At 70.3% G+C, this 25695-nt stretch carries 20 protein-coding genes; 14 read left to right on the top strand and 6 right to left on the bottom strand.

Annotated elements, in window-relative coordinates; genetic code table 11:
• Positions 1-597 precede the first annotated feature (597 nt).
• The 5 genes from LX81_RS14285 (at position 598) to LX81_RS14305 (ending at position 7901) form a co-directional block, all read left to right on the top strand.
• On the top strand, positions 598-1554 hold the full coding sequence (locus LX81_RS14285) for a TAXI family TRAP transporter solute-binding subunit (RefSeq protein WP_111538057.1): 957 nt from the start codon (positions 598-600) through the stop codon (positions 1552-1554).
• Positions 1555-1602: 48 nt separating this feature from the next.
• Positions 1603-3411, top strand: coding sequence for a TRAP transporter permease (locus LX81_RS14290; RefSeq protein WP_111538005.1), 1809 nt, complete (start codon positions 1603-1605; stop codon positions 3409-3411).
• Between the two features lie 92 nt (positions 3412-3503).
• Entirely contained in the window at positions 3504-4856 is a 1353-nt protein-coding gene (locus tag LX81_RS14295) for a phospholipase D-like domain-containing protein (protein WP_111538058.1), read from the top strand.
• The gene (locus LX81_RS14300; protein ID WP_111538006.1) at positions 4853-5569 is read left to right on the top strand and encodes an endonuclease/exonuclease/phosphatase family protein; all 717 of its coding nucleotides are present in this window, start codon (positions 4853-4855) and stop codon (positions 5567-5569) included. The genes LX81_RS14295 and LX81_RS14300 overlap by 4 nt, the downstream gene beginning before the upstream one ends.
• Positions 5570-5675: 106 nt before the next feature.
• Complete coding sequence (locus tag LX81_RS14305; RefSeq protein WP_170133956.1) at positions 5676-7901, top strand: PAS domain-containing hybrid sensor histidine kinase/response regulator; 2226 nt, start codon at positions 5676-5678, stop codon at positions 7899-7901.
• A gap of 5 nt (positions 7902-7906) precedes the next feature.
• Here LX81_RS14305 and LX81_RS14310 read toward each other — a convergent pair whose 3' ends face one another.
• A complete protein-coding gene (locus LX81_RS14310; protein WP_211322778.1) occupies positions 7907-8683 on the bottom strand; it encodes an SDR family NAD(P)-dependent oxidoreductase in 777 nt (258 codons plus the stop codon).
• A gap of 101 nt (positions 8684-8784) precedes the next feature.
• Positions 8785-9456 (bottom strand): TetR/AcrR family transcriptional regulator, encoded by a 672-nt coding sequence (locus tag LX81_RS14315; RefSeq protein ID WP_111538009.1) that lies wholly within the window; start codon positions 9454-9456, stop codon positions 8785-8787.
• Positions 9457-9607: 151 nt separating this feature from the next.
• Here LX81_RS14315 and LX81_RS14320 point away from each other — a divergent pair, with 151 nt between their 5' ends.
• The gene (locus LX81_RS14320; RefSeq protein WP_111538010.1) at positions 9608-10813 is read left to right on the top strand and encodes an efflux RND transporter periplasmic adaptor subunit; all 1206 of its coding nucleotides are present in this window, start codon (positions 9608-9610) and stop codon (positions 10811-10813) included.
• A gap of 4 nt (positions 10814-10817) precedes the next feature.
• Positions 10818-13952 carry an efflux RND transporter permease subunit gene (locus LX81_RS14325; protein WP_111538011.1) on the top strand — a complete coding sequence of 1045 codons (3135 nt, stop codon included), beginning with the start codon at positions 10818-10820 and terminating at the stop codon, positions 13950-13952.
• Positions 13953-14027: 75 nt separating this feature from the next.
• Here the strand turns inward: LX81_RS14325 and LX81_RS14330 are convergent, their stop codons facing one another.
• Positions 14028-14507 carry a Dps family protein gene (locus tag LX81_RS14330; RefSeq protein ID WP_111538012.1) on the bottom strand — a complete coding sequence of 160 codons (480 nt, stop codon included), beginning with the start codon at positions 14505-14507 and terminating at the stop codon, positions 14028-14030.
• A gap of 37 nt (positions 14508-14544) precedes the next feature.
• Positions 14545-14946: a hypothetical protein gene (locus LX81_RS14335; RefSeq protein ID WP_111538013.1), complete on the bottom strand. Its 402-nt coding sequence runs from the start codon at positions 14944-14946 to the stop codon at positions 14545-14547.
• A gap of 208 nt (positions 14947-15154) precedes the next feature.
• Between LX81_RS14335 and LX81_RS23155 the strand changes: the two genes are divergently transcribed.
• Positions 15155-15277, top strand: coding sequence for a hypothetical protein (locus LX81_RS23155; RefSeq protein ID WP_272939487.1), 123 nt, complete (start codon positions 15155-15157; stop codon positions 15275-15277).
• A gap of 42 nt (positions 15278-15319) precedes the next feature.
• Here LX81_RS23155 and LX81_RS14345 read toward each other — a convergent pair whose 3' ends face one another.
• Positions 15320-16411: a replication initiator protein A gene (locus LX81_RS14345; protein ID WP_111538015.1), complete on the bottom strand. Its 1092-nt coding sequence runs from the start codon at positions 16409-16411 to the stop codon at positions 15320-15322.
• A 378-nt stretch (positions 16412-16789) separates the two neighbouring features.
• On the opposite strand from LX81_RS14345, the gene LX81_RS14350 reads away from it, so the two are divergent.
• The 5 genes from LX81_RS14350 (at position 16790) to LX81_RS14370 (ending at position 22442) form a co-directional block, all read left to right on the top strand.
• Entirely contained in the window at positions 16790-17773 is a 984-nt protein-coding gene (locus LX81_RS14350; protein WP_111538059.1) for a KpsF/GutQ family sugar-phosphate isomerase, read from the top strand.
• Complete coding sequence (locus tag LX81_RS14355; protein WP_111538060.1) at positions 17773-18564, top strand: 3-deoxy-manno-octulosonate cytidylyltransferase; 792 nt, start codon at positions 17773-17775, stop codon at positions 18562-18564. Before LX81_RS14350 ends, LX81_RS14355 begins: the two co-directional genes overlap by 1 nt.
• Entirely contained in the window at positions 18564-19400 is an 837-nt protein-coding gene (gene kdsA / locus LX81_RS14360; RefSeq protein WP_111538016.1) for a 3-deoxy-8-phosphooctulonate synthase, read from the top strand. Before LX81_RS14355 ends, kdsA begins: the two co-directional genes overlap by 1 nt.
• Before the next feature lie 122 nt (positions 19401-19522).
• Entirely contained in the window at positions 19523-20602 is a 1080-nt protein-coding gene (locus LX81_RS14365; protein WP_170133957.1) for a phosphatase PAP2 family protein, read from the top strand.
• Between the two features lie 4 nt (positions 20603-20606).
• Positions 20607-22442 carry a S8/S53 family peptidase gene (locus LX81_RS14370; protein WP_111538018.1) on the top strand — a complete coding sequence of 612 codons (1836 nt, stop codon included), beginning with the start codon at positions 20607-20609 and terminating at the stop codon, positions 22440-22442.
• Between the two features lie 2 nt (positions 22443-22444).
• On the opposite strand, the gene LX81_RS14375 is transcribed toward LX81_RS14370, so the two are convergent.
• Positions 22445-24019, bottom strand: a complete 1575-nt coding sequence (locus tag LX81_RS14375; protein WP_146259435.1) for an AfsR/SARP family transcriptional regulator — start codon at positions 24017-24019, stop codon at positions 22445-22447.
• 253 nt (positions 24020-24272) lie between these two features.
• Between LX81_RS14375 and LX81_RS14380 the strand changes: the two genes are divergently transcribed.
• On the top strand, positions 24273-25673 hold the full coding sequence (locus LX81_RS14380; protein WP_111538020.1) for a hypothetical protein: 1401 nt from the start codon (positions 24273-24275) through the stop codon (positions 25671-25673).
• Positions 25674-25695 lie beyond the last annotated feature (22 nt).

Consider the following 25695-nt stretch of genomic DNA (forward strand, 5'->3'; position numbering starts at 1 on the left):
CCGGTGTTCCGGTGTTCCGGTGTTCCGGTGTTCCGGTGAGGGGTCACTCGACTGTGCAAGTGTGTCAAGTTGCAGGTGTTCGTGTGTGCTTTTCTTCAATCCTGCAGGCATGCACGTGTGCACACATGAGTACTCTCACCACATCAGGCGGATGGAACGTATTCTAGACAATCCCTAATGGTCTGACCGACTGCCTTTGTGGAATTCGGCGCGATGCGATCACTGGAGAAGGCAATTCGATTATTGGGCCTCCAGGGGCAACCGGGCGCGTTATCGAACCGGGCAGGGGAGTTGTCGGATCGCCGGGCGGGTAGTGAGGGTAGGGCCCCTCACATCTCTGGATCGCAGACCGCGCGGCATCTACGACGGAGGACATTTGCCTACACCCATTGCACGCGCCCCCACACGGAAGGTGGAAGTCGCGCTTCCGGTCATTCGATCTGCCGCCGCAAGCCATTGAGTCCATTCTTCGTGGCCGTCCCGGCGAGTGAGGGCCGGGAACTCGATCGTCGCTTCGTGGCTGTATCCCGCCGCGCGGCCTGATAGGAGACGTGCGGAACAGGCGATGGACCTCGGGGAGCTAACGGGAGGATGGAGATGACATACGGAAGGATCGCCGTGACCGCGGCTGCGCTCGCGCTGGCAGGCGCTTTGCCCGCCACCGCTCAGGAGCGGGTGACCTACAAGTCGGCCAAGACCGGATCGTCCTACTACCAGATGGGCGTCGAGCTCGCCGAGGCGATCGGGGCGGCCACGGATGGCGGCATTTCCGTCACCGTCGAGGAGAGCCAGGGATCGGTGCAGAACGTGATGGAGGTCCGCGCGCGCGGGGGCGATTACGTCTTCACCGCGCCGCCCGCCCTCGTCACCGCCGCGCGCGAGGGAACGGGCGAATTCGAGGACCGGCCGAGCGAGCGCTTCGCGGGCATCCGCGCGCTCTTCCCGATCCCCTCGCTCACCATGCATTTCGTCATGGACGCGGAGACGGGCGCAAGCTCGCTCGACGATCTTGCCGGGACCACGATCCTCCTGGGGCAGGGCTCCTTCGGCGCCACCGAGGGCGCGCGCTATATGGAGATGTTCGGGCTCGCGGACGAGGTGACGATCTCGGGCGCGGAACTCTCGAACGCGGTCGACGCGCTCCGGAACGGCCAGATCGACGGCTTCGTCACGGCCGGCTCCTTCCCGGCGCCGAACGTGATCGAGGCCGCGGCGGCGATGCCCGTCACGATCCTTTCGATGACCGGGGAGGAGGTGGAGGAGACCGGCCGGACGCCCATCACCATCCCCGCGGGCACCTATGCGGGGCAGGAGGCGGATGTCGCCACCACCGCGCTGCCGGTCGTGGCTTACGCGACCGACGCGATGGACGAGGAGACGGCCTATACGCTGACCAGGACCTTCTGGGACGAGAAGGCCCGCCTCGCGGGGCAGTCGCGCTGGTGGGACGGGGTGACGCCCGAACTTCTGGACGCGGTCGAGAGCGACTTCCATCCCGGTGCGCGGCGCTATTACGAGGAAGCCGGGATCGCGCTGCCCGGCGCGGACGGCTGAGCCCAGGGACGCGATGACGGGAGAGGCTGCGGGAAGGGCAGGGGCGCGATGACGACGGAGACGGGGCGCCTCGGCGTGCCTCTTGCCCTGCGCCGGGGGGCGGACGCGGTCTGGATGGCGCTCGCGGCGCTTCTCGTGGCCTTCCATGTAGGCCTCGTCTTCAGCGGGCTGGTGCCGAACCTGGTGGCTCGGCCGCTCCACATGGCGCTGATCCTGCCCTTCGCGCTCGTCTACGGGGTCGCGCCCGGCTGGCGGCGGCGGAGCGGGGCGGCGCTGGCGGGCTTGGGCATCGCCGCGGCGCTCTGGGTGGCGCTCGACCACGACGCGCTCCTCCAGCAATACGGCTTCCTCGAGGGGCGGGGGCAGATGGCGATCGCGGGGGTCCTGCTTCTCGTGGTGCTCGAGACGGCGCGCCGCGCGATCGGCTGGCCGCTGCCCGCGATCGCCGCCCTGGCGCTCCTCTACGGGCTACTCGGGCAATACGTGCCGGGCCGGTTTGGCCATGCGGGCACGCCCGTCGAAAGCTTCCTCGGCACGCTCACCATCGCCGAGGGCGGCATCTGGGGCTCGCTCACCGGGATCTCCGTCAACGTCGTGGCGATCTTCGTGATCTTCGGCGCGGTCCTGAACGCGGGCGAGGCGGGGCAGGGCTTCATGAACCTCGCCGCCGCCGCGGCCGGCCGGCTCCGGGGCGGGGCGGCCAAGGTCTCCGTCCTCTCCTCCGCACTCTTCGGCTCGATCTCCGGATCGGCCTCGGCCAACGTCGCCTCGACGGGCGCGGTCACGCTCCCCGCCATGTTGAGGCTCGGCTATCCCAAGCGCCTCGCCGCGGCGGTGGAGGCCGTGGCCTCCTCGGGCGGGCAGATCATGCCGCCGCTGATGGGGGCGGGGGCCTTCGTCATGGTCGAGCTCACGGGCGTGCCCTATACCGCGATCATGGCCGCGGCGCTGCCTCCGGCGCTCCTCTACTTCCTCGCCGTCTGGATCGGTATCGACGCCTATGCGCGGCGCATGGGGCTTTCGGGGATCGGCATGGAGGATCGGCCCTCGGGGCGCGACGTCCTCGTCACCTCGCTCTTCTTCCTCGTCCCCTTCACCGTGCTTCTCTGGGCGATGTTCGGCGCGGGGTTCACGCCGGAATACGCCGCAGCGCTCGCGGTCGCGGCCGCCGCGCTGCTTCTTCTGACGAACGGCGATCTGGAATTCCGCCCCGCCGAGATCGCGGAGCGGATGGGGAAGGCGCTCCTCAACGCCGCGCGGCAGGTGGCGCTCATCGCCTCGATCATCCTCTGCGCCTCGATCGTGGTGGGCGTGCTCGCGATCACCGGGCTCGGCGTGAAGGTGACCTCGCTTATCCTGGCGGGCGGCGGCGGCATGCTCTGGCCCTCGCTTCTCCTGACCGCGATCGCCTGCCTGCTCCTCGGCATGGAGGTGCCCACGACCGCAGCCTACGTCGTCTGCGTCTCGGTCGCGGGGCCGGCGCTGGTGGCGCTCGGGCTCGAGCCGCTCGAGGCGCATCTCTTCGTCTTCTGGTACGCGCTTCTCTCGACCATCACGCCGCCCGTCTGCGGCGCGGTCTTCATCGCCGCGGGCATGGTAGGCGAGCGCTGGACGCGGGTCGCGACCTCCGCCATGGCGCTCGGCATCGGGCTCTATCTCATCCCGCTCGGCATGGTGGCCAATCCCGATCTCCTGCGCCTCGCGGAGGCGCCCGTCGCGGCCCTCCTCGCCGCCCTCCGCGTCGCGCTGGGGCTCGCCGCGATTTCCTACGGACTCATCGGCGCGCGGCGGGTGGCACCGACGGCCGGGCTCGTCGCCCTGGGCCTCGCCATCCTCTTCTCGGGCCTCGTGATCTGATCGCCTTGCGGGCGGGCGGCCCAGTGGCGAGGATGCGGAAAACGCAGGAAAAGGGCAGGGCGCATGGCGAAGCGGACGGACGGACGGCACGCATGATCGGTATCCTGCCGCATATCGGTGTCGTGGCGGGCGTCGTGCTGACGCTCCTGGCCGTGATCTTCATGCTCCAGCAGCGCCGCACGCCGCAATCGGCCGTGGCCTGGCTCCTCTTCTTCGTCGCACTGCCCTATCTCGCGATCCCGGTCTTCGTGGCGCTCGGGATCCGCAAGCGGGGGCGGGGCTTTCCACCGGTGGCCTTCAGCCGCGACGGGGCGGCCTCCGACGCCGCGTCGGGGCCGGCCGCGACCTTCGCGGCCCTGGGCGTTCCTCCGGCCGAGGGCGGTCACCGGATCGAGATCCTCGAGGACGGGCAGGAGGCCTATGCGCGGATGATGGCGCTCATCGAGGGCGCGCGGGAGGAGATCGACGCGGCCTTCTATCTCGTGGCCGACGATGCCGTGGGCAGGGCCTTCGTCGAGGCGCTGACGGGACGCGCACGCGAGGGGGTCCGCGTGCGGCTCCTCATCGACCGGCTGGGCGGCTGGCGGCATCCGCGCCGCGCGCTCGCCGCGTTCCGCGAGGCGGGGGGAGAGCTTCGCTGGTTCTCGCCCCTCGTCGCGATGCCCCTGCGCGGCCATCTGAACCTCAGGAACCACCGCAAGCTCGTCGTCGCGGACGGGCTCCGCGCCTTCGCGGGCGGCATGAACGTGGGCGGCGAATACATGGGCCCCGACGACGCGCCGCGCTGGTCCGACCTCGCCTATCTCGTCGAGGGACCGGCCACCGCCGTCCATCACGACCTCTTCGAGTCGGACTGGGCGGGCCGGGCGCCGGGATTGCCGCAGGGCAGGGACCCCGACCCGACGGGAGGGGAGGCAGTCGCGCAGCTCGTGCCGAGCGGGCCCGACATGCGCGGCGACGCGCTCCACGACGGGATCGTCCAGGCGATCCATACGGCGCGGCGGAGGGTCTGGATCGCCACGCCCTACTTCCTGCCGACCGAGTACCAGGCGCAGGCACTCGCCACCGCCGCACTGCGCGGCATCGACGTGCTCATCCTGGTGCCGCGGATCTCCAACCACCGGATCGCCGATTTCGCCCGCGGCGCCTATCTGCGCGATCTCGGCAGCGCCGGGGCTCGGGTGCTTCTCTACGAGGACGGGATGCTGCACGCCAAGGCGGGGCTCGTCGACGACGCGGCCTGGCTCGGATCGGCCAATTTCGACGTCCGCAGCATGCTCCTGAACTTCGAGATGGCGCTCTTTCTCTACGACGGGCAGAGCGTGGGGCGGCTCGAGACCTGGTTCGCCGGGCAGGAGCGGCGATCCTCGACGGCCCCTGTCACGGCCGGGCCGGGGCGGCGGATCGTCGAGGGGGTGTTCCGCCTGGGCGCGCCGGTCCTGTGAGCACCGCGCACCCCCTCCTGCGGCTCGCGAGCTACAACATCCGCAAGGCCGTGGGCACCGACCGGCGCCGTTCGCCCGGCCGCGTGCTGGAGGTCGTGGCCGACCTGGCGGCCGATATCGTGGTGCTGCAGGAGGCCGACCGGCGTCTCGGCGACCGTCCCGCCGTGCTGCCCGCGGCCGAGATCGCGCATCGCACGGATCTTCACCCCGTGCCGCTCGATCCCGGGGGCGTCAGCCTCGGCTGGCACGGGATCGCGCTCCTCCTGCGCCCGTCCGTCACGGTGACTGATCTCTGCCTCATGGACCTGCCCTCGCTCGAGCCACGGGGCGCGGTGATCGCCGATCTCGAAACGCCGATCGGACCCATCCGCGTCGTGGGTGTCCATATGGGGCTCCTGCGCGCCTCCCGACGGCGCCAGATCGATGCCATTCTTGCCCATATCGAGGCGATGCCGCCGCGTCCGACCGCGATCATCGGCGATTTCAACGAATGGTCGCGCCGCGCGGGGCTCGGCCGCCTCGCGACCGGCTTCGCGATCCACGCGCCGGGGCCGAGCTTCCACGCGCGCCGGCCCGTGGCGGCCCTCGACCGTCTCGCGATCGGACCCGGCCTCGGCACGGCGGCGATGGGCGTGCACCGCTCCGGGCTCGCCGCGCGGGCCTCCGACCATTTGCCGATCTGGGCCGATCTCTGCCGCGCGGATCCGGCCTGAAGATCAGGCCCGATCCGCGACCGGGAGAAATCCGTGAAACCTGCATTCATGAGGAATGTGTTTACCCTGTCGTGACATTTTCCGGCCGATGATCGTGGAGAGCCGGATGGCCGAGACCAGCAAGCTTGCGCTCGAAGCGTTCGAGGCGCGCTACAGTCCGGAGGGACTGTTCCTACGCTATGCGCGGGGACGGATCGACAGCTTCTGGAAGCGCCAGGCCTTCCTGCTCATCGGTGCGGTCAGCCTCGGCATCCTCGTCGACGTGATGTTCGGCCTGCTCGCCGTCGCCCTCGTCGCCCTCGTGGATCTGGGCGATTGCCTGTACCTGCGACACGTGCTGCACCGGTTTCCGGGCGGGCGGCTCTCTCCCGCGACCATGCGCAAGACGGAGATCACCGCCATCCTCTCGACAGGCGCCGGCTGTGCCGTTCTGCTCGCCACCGTCCATGTCGTGAAGGACCCGGCGACGCAAATCCTCTTCGTCGCGACCATCGCAGGCGCCGCCCTCAATGCCGGGCTGACCTATTCCTACGTGCCCCGGATCACCATCCTGCGCAGCGCGATCATCGCCGCGTCGCTCGGCCTGCTGCTCCTGCACAATTACGTCCTGCAGCAGACGCCGCTCTACGCGGTGGCCATCGAGGGCGCGGCCGCGCTGATGGCTGGGCAGCTCGTCTTTGTCGCCTGTCGCGACATTCATCGCAGTTTTCGCCGCCGCGTGCGCATCCAACACGAGCGGCTGCAGAAATCGGTGGAGCTCGAAGAGGCCAACGACGCGCTCGAGGCGCAAACGCAGCTCCTCGAACGGCATGCGATGGTGGCCCATTCGGCCAACGATTGCATCCTCATCGCCGATGCCGACGGCAAGGTGGAATTCGTCAACGAGACGCTCCTCAGGACCATCGGGCGCCGGCGGGAGGAGTTGGTGGGCCACCCGGCCGCGAAGGGCATTCCGTTGGAGCCCGAGATCGTCGCCCGCATTTCGACGGCCATCAACGCGAAGCAGCCGATCCGGACGGAGACCACGACCAGCGGCCCGGATGGCCGGGAGCTCTGGCTCGAGATGGCGATCACGCCGCTCACGGACGCGGCAGGGGATCTGACGGGCCACGTGAACATCGTGCGCGACATCACCGAGACCAAGCAGAAGGAAGCCGAGCTCGAGGCGGCGCGGCAGGCGGCGGAGGAGAGCCTGCGCGCCAAGGAGCGGTTCCTCACGATGATGAGCCACGAGATCCGCACGCCGCTCCACGGCATCCTCGCAACCACCGAGCTGCTGCAGCAGCCCGAGCCCGCCCGCGACCGGGACGCCTGCATCGCGACGCTGAGGGAATCGGGACGCACGCTTCTCGACCTCGTTGACACGGTGCTCGACGTGAGCTCCCTCGAGAGCGGGCGTCTGACGCTCCGCGAGGCGCCGTTCGATCCGGACCGTCTCCTCGACGCGCTCGAACCGGCCCGCGACGCCGCCCGTTCGGCCAGCCTCGCTTTCGAGGTGACGAAGGCGCCGGACCTGCCCGCGACGCTCACGGGCGATGCTGGCCGCATCCGGCAGATCCTCGCCGTTCTCGCCGACAATGCGGTAAAGTTCACCGATGCGGGCAGCGTCCGGGTCGCGCTCGGGTGGCAGGCGGGATCGCTTGTCCTGTCGGTGACGGATACCGGCATCGGCATCGCGCCGGAGTTCCACGAGGCGATCTTCGAGAGTTTCGCGCAAGGGGAGGGGGGCTGCGCGCGCCGTTTCGGCGGCGCCGGGCTCGGTCTCAGCGTCGCGCGCCGGCTCGCGCGCCAGATGGGCGGCGACATCGCGGTCGAGAGCCATCCCGGAGCGGGGGCCACCTTCACCGCGACCCTGCCGCTGCGCAGCGAGACGGGCAACGCGCCTACCCCCGTGACCGCCGCCCCGCTCGACCATGCGCGGATCCTCGTGGCCGAGGACAACCGGACGAACCGCTTCCTCGTCGAGCGCTTCCTGAAGGATACCGGCGCGGAACTGCATTTCGCCACCGACGGGTTCGAGGCGGTGGCGATGGCCAAGTCCCTCGCCCCCGATGTCATCTTGATGGATCTCTCGATGCCCGGGATGGACGGCTGCGCGGCCACGCGGGCGATCCTGGAGACCGCGGACATTCGAACCGTGATCATCGCGCTCACCGCGAACACGTTCGAAAGCGACCGCGCGGCCTGCCTCGCGGCGGGCATGGCCGATGTGCTCCACAAGCCCATCACCCGCAGCACGCTGATCGAGAGGCTCGGCCGCGCCCGTACGACGATGACCCCCGATCGCGCGAATGCCGCGACGGCGGAGCCGCCCCGGATACGGACGGCGTAGGCGGTTCAGGGCATCAGCTGGCCGCCGTTGACCTCGATGACCTGGCCCACGACGTAGCCCGCGAGCCGGTCGGAAGCGAGGAAGAGATAGGCGCCGACGCAATCCTCGGCCTCGCCCAGCCGGCCCTGCGGCACGGTGGCGCGCATCGCCTCGAGTTGCTCGGGCGTCGAATAGCGCTCGTGGAAGGGCGTGGAGATGACGCCTGGCGCCACCGCGTTCACCCGAATGCCGTGGCCGATCCATTCCTTGGCCATGCCGCGGGTGACGTTCGAGACGAACGCCTTCGAGGAGCCGTAGAGGCCGCCACCGTTCGACGCCCCGTTCCTGGCCGCGATCGAGGTGGTGTGGATGACGAAGCCGCCGCGCTTCTTCAGATGCGGCAGTGCGGCCTTCGAGGCCACGAGGATCGAGCGCGCGTTGAGATCCATGACCTCGCGGTAATCCTCGTCCGAGACCTCCGCGTAGGCCACCCGGCGGACCATGCCGCCGGCGTTGTTGATGAGCCCGTCGAGCCCGCCGAGCTTCTCCGCCGCCTCCTCGACCGCCGTTTCGAGGGCGCGGGAATCGCTCACGTCGGCGCGGATCGGCACGGCGGTGCCGCCCGCCTCCCCGATCTCGCGGGCAAGCGCCTCCGCCGCCTCGCCGCTGGAATTGTAGTGCAGGCCGACCCTGGCCCCCTGCGCGGCGAAGGCACGGGCAAGTGCCGCGCCGATGCCGGTGGAGGCGCCGGTGATGAGGATCGCCTTGCCGTCGAATTCGGGAAAGCTGAAAGGCATTGTCATGGGGGCTCCTCGGGATCGGGGTGGTCTTGCGGAGAATGGATAGATGCATTCCCCGTGCAGTAACACCCTGCCGGTCCGCCCGGTCCCGGGCGGCCCCGCGCTCAGACGGCGGCGCCGATGCCGCCGAGGAAGGTGGCGAGCCCGAGTTCGAACCGGGTGCGCACGGCGTCCGGGCAAGGACGGAACCCCGGATCGAGAAGCAGGTCGAGGACCGGCATCTGGATCATCGATTGCAGCATCGCAGCCGCGGCCGCGGTGTCGGGGATCGTCGCTTCCGCGCGCGCGACGGCCCGATCGAGTTCCGCGCGGATCAGCGCCCGGTCGGCATGGAAGCAGCGCTCGATGCAGTCGCGCGCGAGCGCGGGTTCGCGGTCGGCCTCCGCGATGGCCTGGCGCAGCACCGCGCGCGGCAGCCCGCTGACCGGCAGCCGCGGATCGGGCTCGAGCAGACGGCGCAGCCGACCGGCAAGCGGCAGGCCCAGATCGCTTTCCCCGAGCGGATGGACGAAGGCCGCGCGCACCCGGTCGAGATGCGCCCGGAAGAGCGCCGCGCGATCGGGAAAGAGCGTGTAGAGCGTGCGCTTCGACATGCCCGCCTCCGCCGCGATGGCCGCCATCGTGAGCCCCGCCATCCCGGCCCGCGCGAAGATCGCGTCGAGCGCGTCGAGGACCCGCTTGCGCCGCTCCTCCACCCCCATCACCACCGGCCGGCCGCGCGTTTCGTGCCGGTCTTCGGGATCGTCCTTCATCGTCTTCGCAGGAGCGTCAGTCATCGTCCGCAGGGTCCCGGTCGGGGGGTCTTTTTCTGCAAGGCAGCATTTCCCTTGAAATTCCAGTCAGGGTCATATTTACGAAACTCAAAGGTTTCATAAAAAGGTCCGGCGCCCTGTGCAAGCGCGCCTCACGCCGAACAGGAAGTCGTTCATGTCGTTTCGCCCTCGCTCAGGCCATGTTGCCGCCCTCATCCTGCTTCTGGCCGCTGCGGGCTCCGCTGCCGCGCAAGGCCAGGCACCGGGGGGCGAGGCGCCGCCCACCCCCGTCACCGTCAAGACGCTCGCGCCCGAGAGCGTCACCCTTACCGCGACGCTGCCCGGCCGCGTGCATCCGTCCGCGGAGGCGGAGGTGCGCCCGCAGGTCAACGGCATCGTGACCGAACGGCTCTTCGCCGAGGGCTCCGAGGTCGCGGCGGGCGACGTGCTCTACCGCGTCGACCGCGCCACCTACGAGGCCGCGGTCTCCCAGGCCGAGGCCACCGTGCGGCAGGCCGAGGCGCAGCTGCGCGCCGCGGAGCGCGAGGCCGAACGGATCACCACGCTGCAGGAGCGCGGGATCAGCAGCGCCTCCACCGAGGACAGCGCCGTCTCCACCCGGGATTCGGCGCAAGCCTCCCTCGAGCTTGCCCGCGCGCAGCTCGACGCGGCGCAGCTCGAACTCGACCGCACCGATATCCGCGCGCGGCTCTCGGGCACGATCGGCTTCTCCCAGGCCAGCGCCGGCGCGCTCGTCTCGTTGAACCAGGCCGAGCCGATGGCGGTGATCCGCGACATCGACCCGGTCTACGTGGACGTGACGCAATCGGCCGCGGAGCTTCTCGAATGGCGCCGCCGCCGAATGGAGGGCCAGGCGACCGAGACGGGAGAGGTCGAGTTGATCCTCGCCGACGGCTCCACCTACGAGGCGACGGGCCAGCTCACCGCCGCGGAGCCGCATGTCGACGAGCAGACGGGCGTCGTCGTCCTCCGGATGGAATTTCCTAATCCCGACGGCCTGTTGCTGCCCGGAATGTATGTACAGGTCGAAATGCCCACGGGCACGATCGACGACGTCTACCTCGCCGCCCAGGAGGGGGTCACCCGCGACCGACGCGGCAATCCCGTGGCGCTCGTCGTCAATGGCGACGACGTGGTGGAGGAGCGCGCGCTCACCGTGCTGCAGGATCGCGGCGGCGACTGGGTGGTCCAGGACGGGTTCCAGCCCGGCGACCGGCTGATCGTCGCGGGCGGCCAGAAGGTGGCGCCGGGCGCCACCGTCGCGCCCGAAGAGGCGGCACCTCCCGCAACGGAGGAGGCCGCTGCCGGGCAGGCAGGCGGACGCACGGAGATCGCCTCGACCGCCGGCGAGGGGAACTGAGCCCATGTCGCGCTTCTTCATCGACCGTCCGGTCTTCGCCTGGGTCGTGTCGATCCTCATCATGGGCGTGGGGCTCCTGTCGATCTCCACGCTGCCGATCGCGCAATATCCCCAGATCGCGCCGCCCACGGTGACGGTCAACGCCACCTATCCCGGCGCCTCGGCGGAGACCGTGGCCAATACCGTCACCCAGGTGATCGAGCAGCAGCTCACCGGGCTCGACGGTCTGCGCTACTTCTCCTCCACCTCCTCCTCGGCCGGATCGGCGAGCCTCACGCTCACCTTCGAGACCGGGACCGATGCCGACATCGCCCAGGTGCAGGTGCAGAACAAGCTGAGCCAGGCCACGCCGCTACTGCCCGAGCCGGTGCAGCGGCAGGGCGTGACGGTGCAGAAATCCTCCTCCGGCTTCCTGCAGGTGATCTCGCTCATCTCCCGCGACGGCAGCTACGACCAGGCCGACCTCGCCGATTACCTCGACACCAACCTCGTCGACGAGATCAGCCGCATCGACGGCGTCGGCGACGTGCAGGTCTTCGGCTCCCCCTACGCGATGCGGATTTGGCTCGATCCCGCGCGGCTCGCGGCTTTCGAGCTCGCGCCGTCCGACGTCGTGGCGGCCGTGCGCGAGGAGAACGCGCAGATCTCGGCGGGCGCCTTCGGGACCCGCCCCGTGCCCGCGGACCAGGCGCTCAACGCCACGATCACCGCGCAGTCGCTGCTGTCGACGCCCGAGGATTTCCGTCAGATCGTGCTTCGAGCGGAGACCGATGGCGGTCTCGTGCTGCTCTCGGACGTGGCCGATGTCGAGATCGGCGCGGAGAGCTACAATTTCGAGAGCCGCTTCGACGGCGCGCCCGCGGCCGGCATGGCGATCAGCCTCGCTTCAGGTGCCAACGCGCTCGACACCGCCACCGCGGTCGAGGAACGGATGGCGGAATTCGCCGCCGCCTTCCCCGAGGGCATCGACTACGTCATCCCCTACGACACGACACCCTTCGTGGAGATCTCCATCGAGGAGGTGGTCAAGACGCTGCTCGAGGCGATCGTGCTCGTCTTCCTCGTGATGTACCTGTTCCTGCAGAACTGGCGCGCGACGCTCATTCCGACCCTCGCCATTCCCGTCGTGCTCCTGGGCACGTTCGGGGTGCTGGCCGCGGCGGGCTTCACCATCAACACCCTCACCATGCTCGCCATGGTGCTGGCCATCGGCCTGCTCGTCGACGACGCGATCGTCGTGGTCGAGAACGTGGAGCGGGTGATGGCCGAGGACGGGCTCTCCCCGCGCGAGGCCACGCGCAAGTCGATGGGCCAGATCACCGGCGCGCTCATCGGCATCGCCATGGTGCTCTCGGCGGTGTTCGTGCCGATGGCCTTCTTCGGCGGCTCCACGGGCGTCATCTACCAGCAATTCGCGATCACCATCGTCTCTGCCATGGCGCTCTCGGTCGTCGTGGCGCTGACGTTGACCCCGGCGCTCTGCGCGACGCTCCTGAAGGGCGGCGGCCACGAGATCCGGCGCGGGCCCTTCGCCTGGTTCAACCGCGGCTTCGCACGGACGCTCGGGGGCTATGCGGGCGCGGTGGGCTGGATCGTCCGCCGCCCCCTCCGCGTGGGGCTGATCTATCTCGCGCTCGCCGCGGCGATGGTCTTCCTGTTCCTCCGCACGCCCACGGGGTTCCTGCCCGACGAGGACCAGGGGATCATGTTCACGCTCATCAACCTGCCCACCGGCGCCACGATCGAGCGCACCGTGGACGTGATCGAGCAGGTCGAGACCTATTTTCTCGAGGAAGAGAGCGAGATGGTCGAGAGCGTCTTCGGTGTCGCGGGGTTCAGCTTCGCGGGCGCCGGGCAGAACATGGGGATCGCCTTCGTGCGGCTGAAGGATTGGGACGAGCGCACCGATCCGGCCGCGAGCGTGCAGGCGCTGCAGGGCCGGGCCTTCGGCGCGCTGAGCCAGATCCGCGACGCGCAGGTCTTCCCGATCGTGCCGCCCGCGGTGATCGAACTCGGCAACGTCTCGGGCTTCGACCTCTACCTCCAGGCCCGTGCCGGGCAATCGAACGACGAGCTCACCGCCGCGCGCAACCAGCTCCTCGGGATGGCGGCCGAGAGCCCGCTCATCGCGTCGGCACGGCCGAACGGGCTCGAGGCGGCGGCGCAGTACAATATCGACATCGACTGGCGCAAGGCGGGCGCGATGGGGGTTTCGGCCACCGACGTGAGTGCGCTACTTTCCACCGCCTGGGCAGGGACTTACGTCAACGACTTCATTGATCGTGGGCAGATCAAGCGGGTCTATGTCCAGGGCGAAGCCGACGCACGCGCGGCGCCGTCGGACATCGCCCGCTGGCGCGTGCGGAACACGAGCGGCGGCCTCGTGCCGTTCTCGAACTTCGCGGAGGGCGGCTGGACCGAGGGACCGCAGGGCATCTACCGCTACAACGGCGTGCCCGCGATGCAGATCCAGGGCTCCCCGGCGCCGGGCGTCTCGACGGGCGACGCGATGGCGGAGATGGAGCGGCTGGTGGGTGAACTGCCGGGCGATTACTCGCTGGCCTGGACCGGGCTTTCGCTAGAGGAAGTGGAATCGGGCAACCAGGCGCCGCTCCTCTACGCGCTGTCCCTCGCTGCGGTGTTCCTGTCTCTCGCCGCCCTCTACGAGAGCTGGACGATCCCCTTCGCGGTGATGCTCGCCATGCCGATCGGGGTTCTGGGCGCGCTCGTGGGGGCGTGGCTCGGGGGCTACCAGAACGGCGTGTTCTTCCAGGTGGGGCTGCTGACCGTGATCGGTCTCACCGGCAAGAACGCCATCCTGATCGTCGAGTTCGCGCGCGAGCGGATGCGGGACGGCGAGGATATCCTGACGGCGGCGAAAGAGGCGGCGCGACAGCGCTTCCGTCCGATCATCATGACCTCAATGGCGTTCTCGCTGGGCGTGCTGCCGCTGGTGCTCAGCACCGGCGCGGGCGCGGGCGGACGCAACGCGATCGGCGCGGGGGTGCTCGGCGGAACGCTCTCGGCCACCGTGCTGGGCGTGCTCTTCGTGCCGCTCTTCTTCGCGGTGGTCATGCGTCTCTTCGCCCGGCGCCAGCGCACCGAGACCGCGCCGGAAGCGGCCCATCCAGCCGAGTGAGATAAAGGAGAAGGCCCATGAATTTCATGGGCCTTTCCGCGTATCTTGAAGTTGTATTTCCGGCCTTCCGGACCCTCAGACCCGGTCGCGCAGATGGGCGCGCAGCATCCAGGCGAACTTGTCGTGGATACGGCCCCGCTCGATCGCCAGATCCTCGGTGCGGATGTCGCCATGGCCCGCCGCCACTTCCGAAAGCCCCGCGAGCGTGGCGCCGATCGTCTCTTCCGCCTCGGCCATGTGACGGATCATCTCCCGGTCCTCGGCGGACGCATCGCCCTCGGTGACCTTGGAGCGTTCGAGATGCGTGGCGAGCTTGCCTTCCGCCGTCTCGCCCAGGGCCCGAACCCGCTCGGCGAGGTCGTCCTGGCCGACGAAATGGTCCTCGTAGATCGTCTGGAAGAGCGCGTGGAGCGGCCCGAAGGCCATGCCCGTCACGTTCCAGTGGAAGTTCTGCGCGAGCATCGTCGCGACGACGGTCTCGGCCAGGGCCTGGTTCAGCGCCGCGGCGATCTCGGCGCTGGCATCGGGGGAGAGGTCGGAAGCGGTCTCGGCCATGAGGGGCGTCCTTTCTGCTGGTTGGGAAGTCTGTCGCTCACGCCGGGCGAGGCGTACGGAGCCGGTCCGCCAGCCCGCCGAGGACATGCCGCAGCACAGGGGCGGCGCCGGGGCGCAGCCGGCGGCCTGCGAGGAACCGCTCGCTCGTCCGGTCGTCCGTCTCGATCGCGCGGGCGAAGGCCAGAAGCCACGCCTCGTCGAAGGAGCGCCGCGCGGTGCCCGGGCGCCAGAGGACCGGACGGCGCAGGAAGAGCTCGGGCAGCATCCGCGCCAGCACCGTCGCGTAATCGGCCGCATCGGCCGCGGGATCGAGCGGCAGGTCGGGGATGCCCGCGCGGCGCGGCGCCGCACGGCAATCGAGTGCGGCCAGGCGCAGAAAACCGATCAGCGGTGGCTGCGGATCGGCCTGCGGGGCCGGACGGAGCTTCGGCAGGGCCATGCGATCTCTCCCCGAGGCGGGCCATCGAATTCCCGACAACAATGATCAGAAAATCCGGGCGGAGGGAAGAGGGGACGGGCTCCAGGCCGTCGCCGCCGATGCTGCATTGCAGCGAACGCAAGGCGCCTATGCCGCGCGGAGGCTTGCGGGATCGCCCGTCCGGCCCGACATCTCAAGCAACGCAACGCTTCGATCTAGGATCATCGTCATGCTCGGATTTTTCGGCCTCTACGGCAGCTCCGCCTCCCGATACCTGCGCCGCACCGGACGCGCGCGCCCAAGCTGGTTCGGCCGGCTCCCGCACGAGATCGCGGAACTCAACGCCCGCTGAAGATTTTGCCCGCGCCGGAGAGGACAGCACGCGGGGTCCGGCTCAGGCCTGTCCGCGCCGGTCCGTCCAGCTCTCGCAGAACTTCAGAAAGTTCTGCACCGGGTGTCTCGGCGTGAAGTCCTTCTCCATGCACCAGGTGCGCCATTCCTGCTCGAGGCGGTGCACGTCCCAGCCAGGCGCGACCTGCCGCGCCTCGTCGTAGACGTCGCAAGGCAGGGGCGGTGGCGGGGCGGCGGTCGTGACGCGCGCCGGGACCATCGTCTGGCGATTGGTGAAGACCACCTTCTCCACGTCCTCCTCCCGCTCCACCAGGCAGACGGCGTAATCGGGCATGTGCCCATGCGCCTCGTCCTGGTCGACGATGCTGCGCACGAGACGGCGGAACTCCTTCAGGGTGGAGGTGGAGCCGCATTTCTCCCTGAGCCTGTCGATGCCGATCGACCATTCCGGCTGGTGGCCGCAATGCTTGCGCGCGAGTTCGTACATCCGCCGCTCGAGCGGCTTTCGCAGCCGGAAATAGTCGCGGTGCAGCGTCAGGACCTCGCGCGCCTCGATCGCGTTGAAGACCCAGTCCGACAGCACGATCTCGATGTCCTGCATGCGCCCGTCGCGGGTCTCGCGCACGACCCGTGCCCGCTCGATCAGGCCGAACACGTCGAGCGCCTCGGTGCCGCCGGTCTTGATGTTGGTCGATATCGTGGTGCCGCGCAGCCGCTCGAGCGCCGCCTTCAACCCCTCGTAAGCCTGGCCGTTCGTCATCCGGTTGGTCGCCGTCAGAAGGTCGTGCGCCTTGAGCCGCAACGTCCTCTCCACCTTCCGCCCGTCGTTGAGCGCGGTGATGATCTGGCTGATGCAGTAGATCAGGATGTCGCGGTCGTGGACCGTGGCGAGCCCCTTCACCGAGGGCGTCACCTCCACGAACTGGTCGCCCTGCTCGTAGCGGCGAAGCCGGGTGTCGGGCTTCGTCGAAAGCGAGAAGATCGGATGCTCCATCGAGGCGAGATCGCCCTTCGGCACGGCGTCGAGCACGTCGCAGACGAAGAAGCTCGGGGACGGATGACGGTCTGGCAGAAGCGGCGACCGCCCGCCATCGGAACTCGGATCTCCGCCAAGATTCGATATTTCACACACCATCCCCGTACTTTCGATATTTCACCCACCGCCGTCAAGAGTTTCGATATTTCACCCACCGACTTTCGATATTTCACACACCAAGTTTCGATATTTCACCCACCGGGTCTTTCGGTAACGCCCTGACACGTCTGAAGAAAAGCGACCTCGAAAAGGGCTTAACACCTATATAACACCTATTTAACTCTCAGCCCGCAGCGAAGCAGCCCCGAAAGACCGGATCAAGTGAAGTCCGAAGACGTATTTCAACCTGAAGCGAATCACTTGCCAAACAGAGAAAAGCGGGCGCGAAGGGGAGAACTGGCCGCTTCCGGTCGCGGTCGAGCCGTGATAGCGATCGCGCGACTTGCGCCCCCCGCGGCGCCGGACGGGAGCTTCTTCGTGACGGCCACGCCTTCGACCGGGGATCACGACGACCGGGATACGGTCGAAGAGGCGCTTCGCGTCCTGCGCATCGAGGCCGACGCGCTTCATCGTCTTGCCAGGGAGCTGCCCGCGGATTTCGCGGCCGCGGTCGATCTGATCCTGCAGGCCCGGGGCCGGGTGGTCGTCTCGGGCGTCGGCAAGTCCGGCCATGTCGGACGCAAGATCGCGGCGACGCTCGCCTCGACCGGCACGCCCGCGCAATTCGTCCACGCGACGGAAGCGAGCCACGGCGACATGGGCATGATCGGCTGCGACGATGTCTGCCTGCTTCTGTCGAATTCCGGGGAGACGGGAGAGCTCAACGACCTCGTCGCCTATTCGCGCCGCTTCCGCGTGCCTCTCATTGCCATCTCGTCGCGACCGACAAGCACGCTCATGCGCGCGGCCGACCTGCGCCTCACGCTTCCGGACGCGCCCGAGGCCTGCGCGATCGGGATGGCGCCCACGACCTCGACGACCCTCGCCCTCGCGCTTGGCGACGCGCTCGCGGTGGCCCTCATGCGCCGGCGGGCCTTCACGCCGGACCATTTCCGGGTCTTCCATCCCGGCGGCCGGCTCGGCGCCCGGGTCGCGACCGTCGCGCAGCTCATGCGGACGGGCGCGGCGCTGCCGCTCGTGGGCCACGAGACGCCGATGGACGAGACGCTCCTCGTGATGACCTCGAAGAGCCTCGGGCTCGCCATCGTGGTGGAGGAGGGCCGGCTTGCCGGCGTGATTTCCGACGGCGATCTGCGTCGCAACATGGCAGGCCTTCTCGAGCGCCGCGCAGGCGACATCGCCTCTCTCACCCCCGCCACGGTCGGGGCGGACCAGCTCGCCGCGGAGGCGCTGGCGCTGATGACCGAGCGCAAGATCACCGCGCTGCCGGTCGTCGAAGGGGACGGGCAGGTTGTGGGCGTCGTCCACGTGCAGGATTGCCTCAATGCGGGGCTTGCATGATGCGGACCGTCATCGTGATCCCCGCGCGCTACGCCTCGACCCGCTATCCGGGCAAGCCGCTCGCGGAGCTGGCGCTGCCCGACGGCACCCGCCGGAGCCTGATCCGGCTGAGCTGGGAGGCGGCCTGCCGGGTCCGTGACGTCAACCGCGTGCTCGTGGCCACCGACGACGACCGGATCGCCGAGGCCGCGCGCAGCTTCGGCGCGGAGGTGGTGATGACCGCGGAGGAATGCCGCAACGGGACGGAGCGCTGCGCCGACGCGCTCGCGCGGGGCGGGATCGAGGCCGATCTGGTGGTCAACCTGCAAGGCGACGCGCCGCTCACGCCGCCCTGGTTCGTGGAGGCGCTGGTGGAGGCCATGGCGCGGGACGCGGAGGCGGAGGTGGCGACGCCCGTCCTGCGCTGCGATCCCGTCACCTATGGCCATTTCCGCGCCGACCGCCTCGCCGGCCGGGTGGGCGGCACCACGGCGGTCTTCGACCGGTCCGGCCGCGCGCTCTACTTCTCGAAGGAGGTGGTGCCCTATATCGACCCGGGCCGCATCCCCGATCCGATCCCGGTCTTCCACCATGTGGGCGTCTACGCCTACCGTCCCGCCGCGCTCGCGGCCTACGGGGCCTGGGCGCCGGGACCGCTCGAGACGCTCGAGGGGCTGGAACAGCTGCGCTTCCTCGAGAACGGGGTGCCCATCGCCTGCGTGGAGGTCGAGGGCCGCGGACGGGTCTTCTGGGAGCTTAACAACCCCGAGGACATCCCCCGCATCGAGGCGGTGCTGAAGGAGGACGCGTGATGGATTTCGTCGAGACGAAAGTAATCGAGGTGGGCGGCCTGCAGATCGGCGGACGCGAGCCGCTGGTGCTCCTGACCGGACCCTGCCAGCTCGAGAGCCTCGACCATGCGCGGATGATGGCCGAACGGATCGCCGCGGCCTGCGCGCCCACCGGGACCCGCTTCGTATTCAAGGCGAGCTACGACAAGGCCAACCGCTCGTCGCTGGGTTCGACCCGGGGTCTTGGGCTCGAGGAAGGACTGGGGATCCTGTCGAAGATCGGCTCCGAATTCGGCTGCCCCACGCTCACCGACGTGCACCTGCCCGAGCATTGCGCCCCCGCGGCGGAAGCCTGCGACGTGATCCAGATCCCGGCCTTCCTCTGCCGCCAGACCGACCTGCTCCTCGCCGCGGGCGAGACGGGAGCCGCGATCAACGTCAAGAAGGGCCAGTTCCTCGCGCCCTGGGACATGGAAAACGTCGCGGCCAAGATCGCGTCGACGGGCAACGAGCGGATCCTCCTTTGCGACCGCGGCACGTCCTTCGGCTACAACACGCTGGTGTCGGATTTCCGCGGCTTGGCCGTCATGGCGCGGACGGGGTGGCCGGTCGTCTTCGACGCCACCCATTCGGTGCAGCAGCCGGGCGGGCAGGGTGCGACCTCCGGCGGGCAGCGCGAATTCGCGCCGGTCCTCGCGCGGGCGGCCTGCGCGGTGGGCATCTCCGCGCTCTTCATCGAGACCCACGAGGCGCCCGACCGCGCGCCCTCCGACGGGCCCAACATGATCCCCGTGGACGAGATGGAGGCCCTGATCGGGCGTCTCCGCGCCTTCGACGCGCTCGCCAAGTCCGCCTGATACTCCGCTCCTCACGTGAAACTCACGCGGTGCCCGGCTTGCGCCGTGGGATGCTGCCTCGGCGCGGACGCCGAGGCAGGACATGGCGGGCGCGCTTCGCAACAGCGTCGAGGAGGAGACCCATGCCGTTCGCCAACAGATCGAACCGCTCGAACCGGTCCAACAGATCGAACAGATCGAACCGCTCGGATGACGGGAGCGGAGGCGAGCTTCTTCATGCCGGGCAGGAGAATTCCGCCGCGCTGAGCCATGCGCTCGACGCCGTCGCCCTGTCGCTGCCCGGCCGACGCGATGCGGGCCTCGCCACCCCCGCGCCGGCCGGGCCAATGGCCCTCGCGGGCCGGCTGAACGCGCGCCACCGCCGGACGCTCCTCGTGGCGGCGCTTCTCGAGGGCGTCACGGTCGCGCGGACCGGAAGCGGCGTGCGCATCGCCGTGCCGGGCGCCACGCTCGACCTGCCCGACCCGCCGCGGGCGGGCCAGCCCTTCCTCGACGAGCTCGAGGCGGTGATCGCCGCGCGCTGGTCCCGCGAGGAGCGGATCGACGAGATCGTGTTGCAGCAGACCGACATCCTGAGCTTCCTCGCCCTCGTCCATCCGATCGGGCCCGACACCCATCCGATGCTTTTGGCGCTTCTCGACGCCGTCGCGGGCGCGCTCGAGCGGATCACGGTCGAGGTAAAGCACCATGTCTCCATGCCGCGGCCCGACTGGATGTCGCCGGCGGTGAACCCGGTCATCCAGACGCCCGCCCATGGCGCCTGTCCGAGCGGACACGCGACGGAGGCGTTCGGCCTCGCCTTCGCGATGGAGCAGCTGATGTTCACGGCCCCGAGCCTCGAGCTGCGCCTGATCGCCGCGCGGATCGAGGAGAACCGCGTGATCGCGGGCGTCCATTACCCGGGCGACGGCGTCGCGGGCCGCAGGCTCGCGGCCTTCCTCGCCCGCCATTTTGCCGCGCGTCTGAACGTGGGTGCGTCCGCCACGGCCCCGCTCGACGCCGACGTGCCGCGCGAGGCGGGGGTGAACGGCATCCTCGAAGCCTATGCGATCCCCGCCACCGGCCCTCTGCCCGCCCAGGGCATCCCCGACGGCCAGCCGCTGGCTCCTGCCACCGCGCAAGCCTCCACCGCCGCGACGGGCACGCCCCTGGCGCTCCTCCATGCCAGTGTCGCGCTGGCCCTGGGCGAGCTCGGAGGGTGAGGAGATGATCGCGCACGAATACATGGGCTACGATTTCGCGCTGCCCGAGACCTTCCTGCCCGCGGCGCTCCCGGCCCTGCAGGGGGCGAAGGATTACCGGGTTTCGGTCTTTCTCACCGGACGCGAGGGAAGCCATGTCCGCTCGCTCGACGCCGGCACGATCCGCGACCAGAAACGGCTCCGCGCGCTTCTCGAGGCGCCGGAGCGGCTCCTGAGGATCCCGAAGGAAAGCGGGATCCGGCGGATCGCCTCCGCGCGGGACACAGGTCGCGCGATCGCGGAGGACGGGCCTTTCGACGTCGCTTTCGGCCCTGCGGTGGAGGGGGAGGTCTTCCGCACGCTCCCGCCGGTCCCCAAGGTGCGGAAAGGGTCCGAAGGACCGCCCTACATCGCCATCCTCGATGCGGGGATCGCGTTCTGGAACGCGGCCTTCCTCGCCCCCGGCGGGCCCGGTTTCGCGGCGATGGGGGGGCTCCGGATCGGTCCCGGCACCGGCCCCGCGGTCGAGTGGCTCGACGAGACGGCCCTTGCGGGCATCCCGGCGGCGGGCCGGCCGGCGGCGGTGGCCCGGGCTGGGGAAACGCTCGCCCGGAGCCTCGTCGAAAGCGTCTTCGCCGACGGCGCGCAGGATCCGCGCGCCTTTTCCCACGGCACCGCCATGGCCGCGCTCGCCGCGTCGCGCGCGTCCCGCAAGGCGCGCCTCATCGGGCTCGAACTGCCCGTGCGGCTCGGGCGCGACGCTTCGGGCGGGATCTTGAGCAGCGTGATCGATCTCGCGATCCGCGCCGCGGTGTCGAAGGCCGTGGAGCTCGAGACGAAGGCGGGCCGCGGCCGGCCGCAGGTGACGCTCTGTCTCGCCTATGCCTTCACCGGCGGTCCGTCCGACGGCACCCATCCGGCGCTCCGCCGGCTCGAACGGGTGCTGGGGGAACTCGCGGACCATGCCGATATCCGCCTGGTCGTGCCCACGGGCAACCACCTGCAGGAGGACCTCCACGCCCGCCCCGATCGCGACGGCGACCGGATCGGCTTCGACTGGCAGATCCCATGGGGCGATCCCTCGGCCAACGGCCTCGAACTGATCCTGCCCGCCCACGACGCCTTCGACCTCTCCCTCGTGGACCCGTCGGGGCAGGGGACGCAGACCGATCTCGGCCGCGCGGGGCGCTACGGGCTCTGGCTCCTCTTCGAGGGCGGGGCCGTGATGGGCGCGTTGCAGAAGGCGCCCTCCGGCGCCGGGGGCACGCGGCTGCGCCTCGTCCTCGCGCCCACCGCGCGGGATCGGGCGCGCCCGGGCCGGGCGCTCGCCCGCCCGGGGCGGTGGCAGGTCGCGCTGACCGACCGCGATCCCTGCCGCAGCGGCGAGGCCGATCCCGTCGCGGGCTGGATCCTGCGCGACGATGCCGACCTCCCCGAACCCGGCCGGCCGCCCCGGCGGCAATCGTGGTTCGCCGATCGCAGGCGGCCGCTCCATGACGGGATCGGCGTTCTCGAGACCGACGACGCGCCGCGCGCGGGCGACGAGGTCCGCCGCCTCGGGACCGCCTCGGTCTTGGCCACGATCGATGCCGACGCCCTTGCCGCGGGCACGGGCGGGCGGGCGGGCGTCACGGTCGCCACCGCGAGCTGGACCGCGCTCGGCCGGCCCGCCTCCGCCCCGGCGCCCTATGCGGGACGGGTCCATCCCGACCATCCGCGCACCACGGCGCTCCACGTGGTCGACGCGCCCGGACCGGCTGGCGGGACGCCTACGATCGCCACCGCCACGCCCCGGCGCGTCCGCGTCTCGGGCACCTCGGTCGCGGCCGCGCTTGAGGCGGGCCGGCCCGCCGCGCCCTGAACTCAGCGCCCGAGCCGTTCCGCGAGGCCCGTGGCATGGAGCGTATGGACCGGGTAGCCGGGCGCGCGGAGGTGGTCGATCGTGAAGCCAGGCTCCCGCAGGGCCAGGCGCGCGGCGTAGCGTGCGGCGGCCTCGGGCGCGCCCTCGAGAAGCGAGAGCGCCGTCGCGTAGCGCAGGGCCGGCCGGTAGCCCGGATGGCTGACGAGGGCCGTGCGCGCGGCCCGCGCGGCCCGCGCGGTCTCGCCCACGCGCAGCGCGGTGAGGCAGACCTGCACGTCCCAGTAGAAGGCGTTGGGCATCCCGGTCGCGAGCACCCGGACCCGGCGCGCGGTCTCGTGCGCGGCGCCTGGCGCGCCGCGGACCGCTTCGGCCTCGGCCAGCGCGTCGAGCGCGTAGGGGTTCTGATCGTTCGAGCGGATCGCGGCGAGGGCGAGGAAGCGGCAGCGGTCCATGTCGCCCGCGAGCTTCGCCTCGAGCGTCGCGGCAAGAGCGAGAACGAGCGGGTTCGCGGGCCCCCGCGCGAGCGCGTCGCGGCCGAGCGCGAGCGCCTCCGCGCGCAGGTCGGGGCCCGCGTCGGCGAATTCGAGGATCCGGGTCAGCCGCGCGAAGGCCCGCCACGAGAGCGCGATGGCCGTGGCATCTCCGGTACAGAGCCCGGCGAGCTCCGTCTCCGCCCGTGCGAGCGCCGGCAGGTCGCCTTGGAAGAGCATTGCCGCGGCGCGCTGCATCCGCATGTAGGGGGTGAGCGCCACCGCGCTCGACCGGCCATGGGCCGAGAGCGTCCCCGAGGCGGCGGCCGAGACGAAGGCCGCGAACCGCTCCCCGGCGATGACGGTCTCGAGCGGGGCGTCGAGCCCGATCCGGCCCGACCAGAGGAAGCGTCCGTCCGCCCCCGCGACGGCGCGCAGCCGGATGGACCCGCCCGGTCCGGGCGTATCGAGCGCGACCAGGATGCGGATGTCGGCGGTGGGCGCGGAAACCCTGTCCGTGCGGATCGCGACCTCCGCCGCGCCATAGGTCGCGATCCGCTGGCGCAGCGCGTCGTGGAGCGCGCCCAGCACGAAAAGCTCCGCGCCTCCGGGCAGGGCGTCGCCGGCCTCGAGGCGGATACGGAGCGGCGCCCCCTCGGGCGTCTCCGTGCGAAAAAGTGCGGCGCCGCCGCTGGGAAGGAGGGCTTGCGGCGCCGCCCGCAGCCCCTCGATCCACCGCGTGAAGGCCGCATCGTGCAGCTCCACCCCCTCGAGCGGCGGGCCGGGCCCCTCGCCGTCGCGCGCGACGCCCGGGCCCAGCCGGACATCGCTGCGGTCGGCCTCGAGCAGGCCCGGATGCGTGCGGCGCAGATCGGCGAGGAGCCGGCGCAGGCTGTCGCTCGCCTGTCCGGGCGCGCGGTCCGACCAGATCAGCCGCTGCAGCCAGCGTCGTGCCCGGCTTCCGTCCGGCGCGAGAGCGACCGCGCCCACGAGCGCGCAGGCCTTCGGGCCGGGTGGCGTCACGTCGCGGTCCCCGGCGCGTATGCGGAACCGCCCCCGCGTGGTGACGAGGAACTCCGCGGAAGCGTTCGGGGCGTCGCTGTTCATGGGCGCGGCCTCGGGCGAAGGGGGCCGGTGAAAGCTTAAGCGGAGATCGGGTTGCATGTCATGCCCATTCTCCCGCCTCCCACAACCTGGAATGGGTACGGGCCACATCACGTGGAACTCACGCAAGACCGCCCCGCTCCGGCGCGATGGTCGGGGTGTCCGGTCGCATGACGCACCGGACCGTCCGCGAAACAGCCGATCGGAAAGACGGCCCTCGTCGGGCGCTGCACCCACGGACAAGGAGGATCTGGACATGAACACCCCCATCTATCCCATGACGGCCAACGCGATGCCGGTCATGACCGATGCCCGCTTCGATCGCGGCGAGATGGTCGCGGCGCGGCCGGTGATCACGCACGAGGAGACGCCGGCCGAGCTCGACAATGCGGCCATCGCCGCGGTGGCCGAGGAGGTGCTGGGGCTGGCGAAACTCTCGCTGACCGCGGCGATCGCGGAGCCCGAGGGATCGCTGCGCGGGACGGCGGAAGGCGAGGTTGCGATGGCGCTCCACAAGATGCCCTTCGCACAGCATGGCGGCAAGGCGGAGGCGATGCAGAAGCGCGCCGCAGCCATGCTCGATGCCGACCGCAAGGCGATGGCGCCGGTCTTCGGCAGCGTCGTCGCGCGGGAGGCGGGCGGCCTGCCCGAGGGCGGCAAGGTCCGCGACGTGCTGGGCGCGATCGAGGGCGGCATTACGCGCGCCATCGACGTGGTCGACCTGAAGATCACGCCCGAGCAGTTCGGCGTCACGCGGCCGACCATCGACGTGCCGATCGGGCCGGGCCTGCGGCTCGAGGACGGCAACCTCGTCGTGCCTCGCGACCTTCTGGGCGGCACCCAGTTCGAGGCGGGCGGCGGGGAGTTCGAGGCGGCGCTCTCCGGCATCGAGGAGACCGAGGAGAGCGCCATCGAGAGCGGCGTCTTCGATCTCGAACGGTTCGAGATGGTCTGGGGCGGCACGGCCGGCGCCGATCCCCATCCCGAATCCGAATTCGAGGCGGTGACCGACAAGCTGCGCCTGCATGTCCTGCGGGTGCGCTGCGTGGACGAGACCAACCCCGAATGGTGGGGCGACGACGAGATCGCCCTTGGGGGGGTTTCCGTCGACGAAGACGGCGACACCAAGAAGATCGCCGAGCGCTTCGTCGGATCGGGCTTCCGCGACGGACGCAGCAAAACCGTCAACTGGCCCTACCACATGTTCAGCCTGCGCGAGAGCTATCACTTTCCGAAGCGCTTCGGCGTCTCGTTCCTGCTCGCGGAAAAGGACAATGGCAGGCTCAGCGCCGCGATCCAGAAGCTCTGGGAGAACGTGAAGGGTGCGGTTTCCTCCGCCATCGCGAAGGTGGCCGCGGCGGCCGGCAAGGCGGTCGCGGCGTTCCTGGCGATCCCGGCCGCGGCGCCGGTCATCGCGGCGGCGATCTCGAAAGCGGTGGACTGGGTCCTCGGCCGGATCGTGGACTGGCTCATCCGTCTCTTCGGAGACGACATCTTCCCCGCCCAGACCGCTTGGATCACCATCCCAAGCCTTTCGGCGCGCTGGTACCATCTCGACGGGCAATGGGGCGCGACCTGGTCGCCGGTCCTGACCAAGCGGTTCCGCGGTTTTGGCGGGACCTACGATCTCGACTACCGCTGGCAGCTCTACGGCTGAGGCAAGAGGGAGGGCCCGCGTG

This window comes from Palleronia aestuarii (assembly GCF_003253995.1).
GTDB lineage: Bacteria > Pseudomonadota > Alphaproteobacteria > Rhodobacterales > Rhodobacteraceae > Palleronia > Palleronia aestuarii.

Excerpts from the sequence above, each read along its gene's own strand:
- LX81_RS14305 (WP_170133956.1), top strand. The coding sequence starts at position 5,676 with ATGGCCGAGACCAGCAAGCTTGCGCTCGAAGCGTTCGAGGCGCGCTAC.
- LX81_RS14285 (WP_111538057.1), top strand. The coding sequence starts at position 598 with ATGACATACGGAAGGATCGCCGTGACCGCGGCTGCGCTCGCGCTGGCA.
- LX81_RS14375 (WP_146259435.1), bottom strand. The coding sequence starts at position 24,019 with ATGAACAGCGACGCCCCGAACGCTTCCGCGGAGTTCCTCGTCACCACG.
- LX81_RS14345 (WP_111538015.1), bottom strand. The coding sequence starts at position 16,411 with ATGGTGTGTGAAATATCGAATCTTGGCGGAGATCCGAGTTCCGATGGC.
- LX81_RS14290 (WP_111538005.1), top strand. The coding sequence starts at position 1,603 with ATGACGACGGAGACGGGGCGCCTCGGCGTGCCTCTTGCCCTGCGCCGG.
- kdsA (WP_111538016.1), top strand. The coding sequence starts at position 18,564 with ATGGATTTCGTCGAGACGAAAGTAATCGAGGTGGGCGGCCTGCAGATC.
- LX81_RS14330 (WP_111538012.1), bottom strand. The coding sequence starts at position 14,507 with ATGGCCGAGACCGCTTCCGACCTCTCCCCCGATGCCAGCGCCGAGATC.
- LX81_RS14380 (WP_111538020.1), top strand. The coding sequence starts at position 24,273 with ATGAACACCCCCATCTATCCCATGACGGCCAACGCGATGCCGGTCATG.
- LX81_RS23155 (WP_272939487.1), top strand. The coding sequence starts at position 15,155 with ATGCTCGGATTTTTCGGCCTCTACGGCAGCTCCGCCTCCCGATACCTG.
- LX81_RS14370 (WP_111538018.1), top strand. The coding sequence starts at position 20,607 with ATGATCGCGCACGAATACATGGGCTACGATTTCGCGCTGCCCGAGACC.
- LX81_RS14325 (WP_111538011.1), top strand. The coding sequence starts at position 10,818 with ATGTCGCGCTTCTTCATCGACCGTCCGGTCTTCGCCTGGGTCGTGTCG.
- LX81_RS14310 (WP_211322778.1), bottom strand. The coding sequence starts at position 8,683 with ATGACAATGCCTTTCAGCTTTCCCGAATTCGACGGCAAGGCGATCCTC.
- LX81_RS14315 (WP_111538009.1), bottom strand. The coding sequence starts at position 9,456 with ATGACTGACGCTCCTGCGAAGACGATGAAGGACGATCCCGAAGACCGG.
- LX81_RS14320 (WP_111538010.1), top strand. The coding sequence starts at position 9,608 with ATGTCGTTTCGCCCTCGCTCAGGCCATGTTGCCGCCCTCATCCTGCTT.
- LX81_RS14365 (WP_170133957.1), top strand. The coding sequence starts at position 19,523 with ATGCCGTTCGCCAACAGATCGAACCGCTCGAACCGGTCCAACAGATCG.
- LX81_RS14335 (WP_111538013.1), bottom strand. The coding sequence starts at position 14,946 with ATGGCCCTGCCGAAGCTCCGTCCGGCCCCGCAGGCCGATCCGCAGCCA.
- LX81_RS14295 (WP_111538058.1), top strand. The coding sequence starts at position 3,504 with ATGATCGGTATCCTGCCGCATATCGGTGTCGTGGCGGGCGTCGTGCTG.
- LX81_RS14355 (WP_111538060.1), top strand. The coding sequence starts at position 17,773 with ATGCGGACCGTCATCGTGATCCCCGCGCGCTACGCCTCGACCCGCTAT.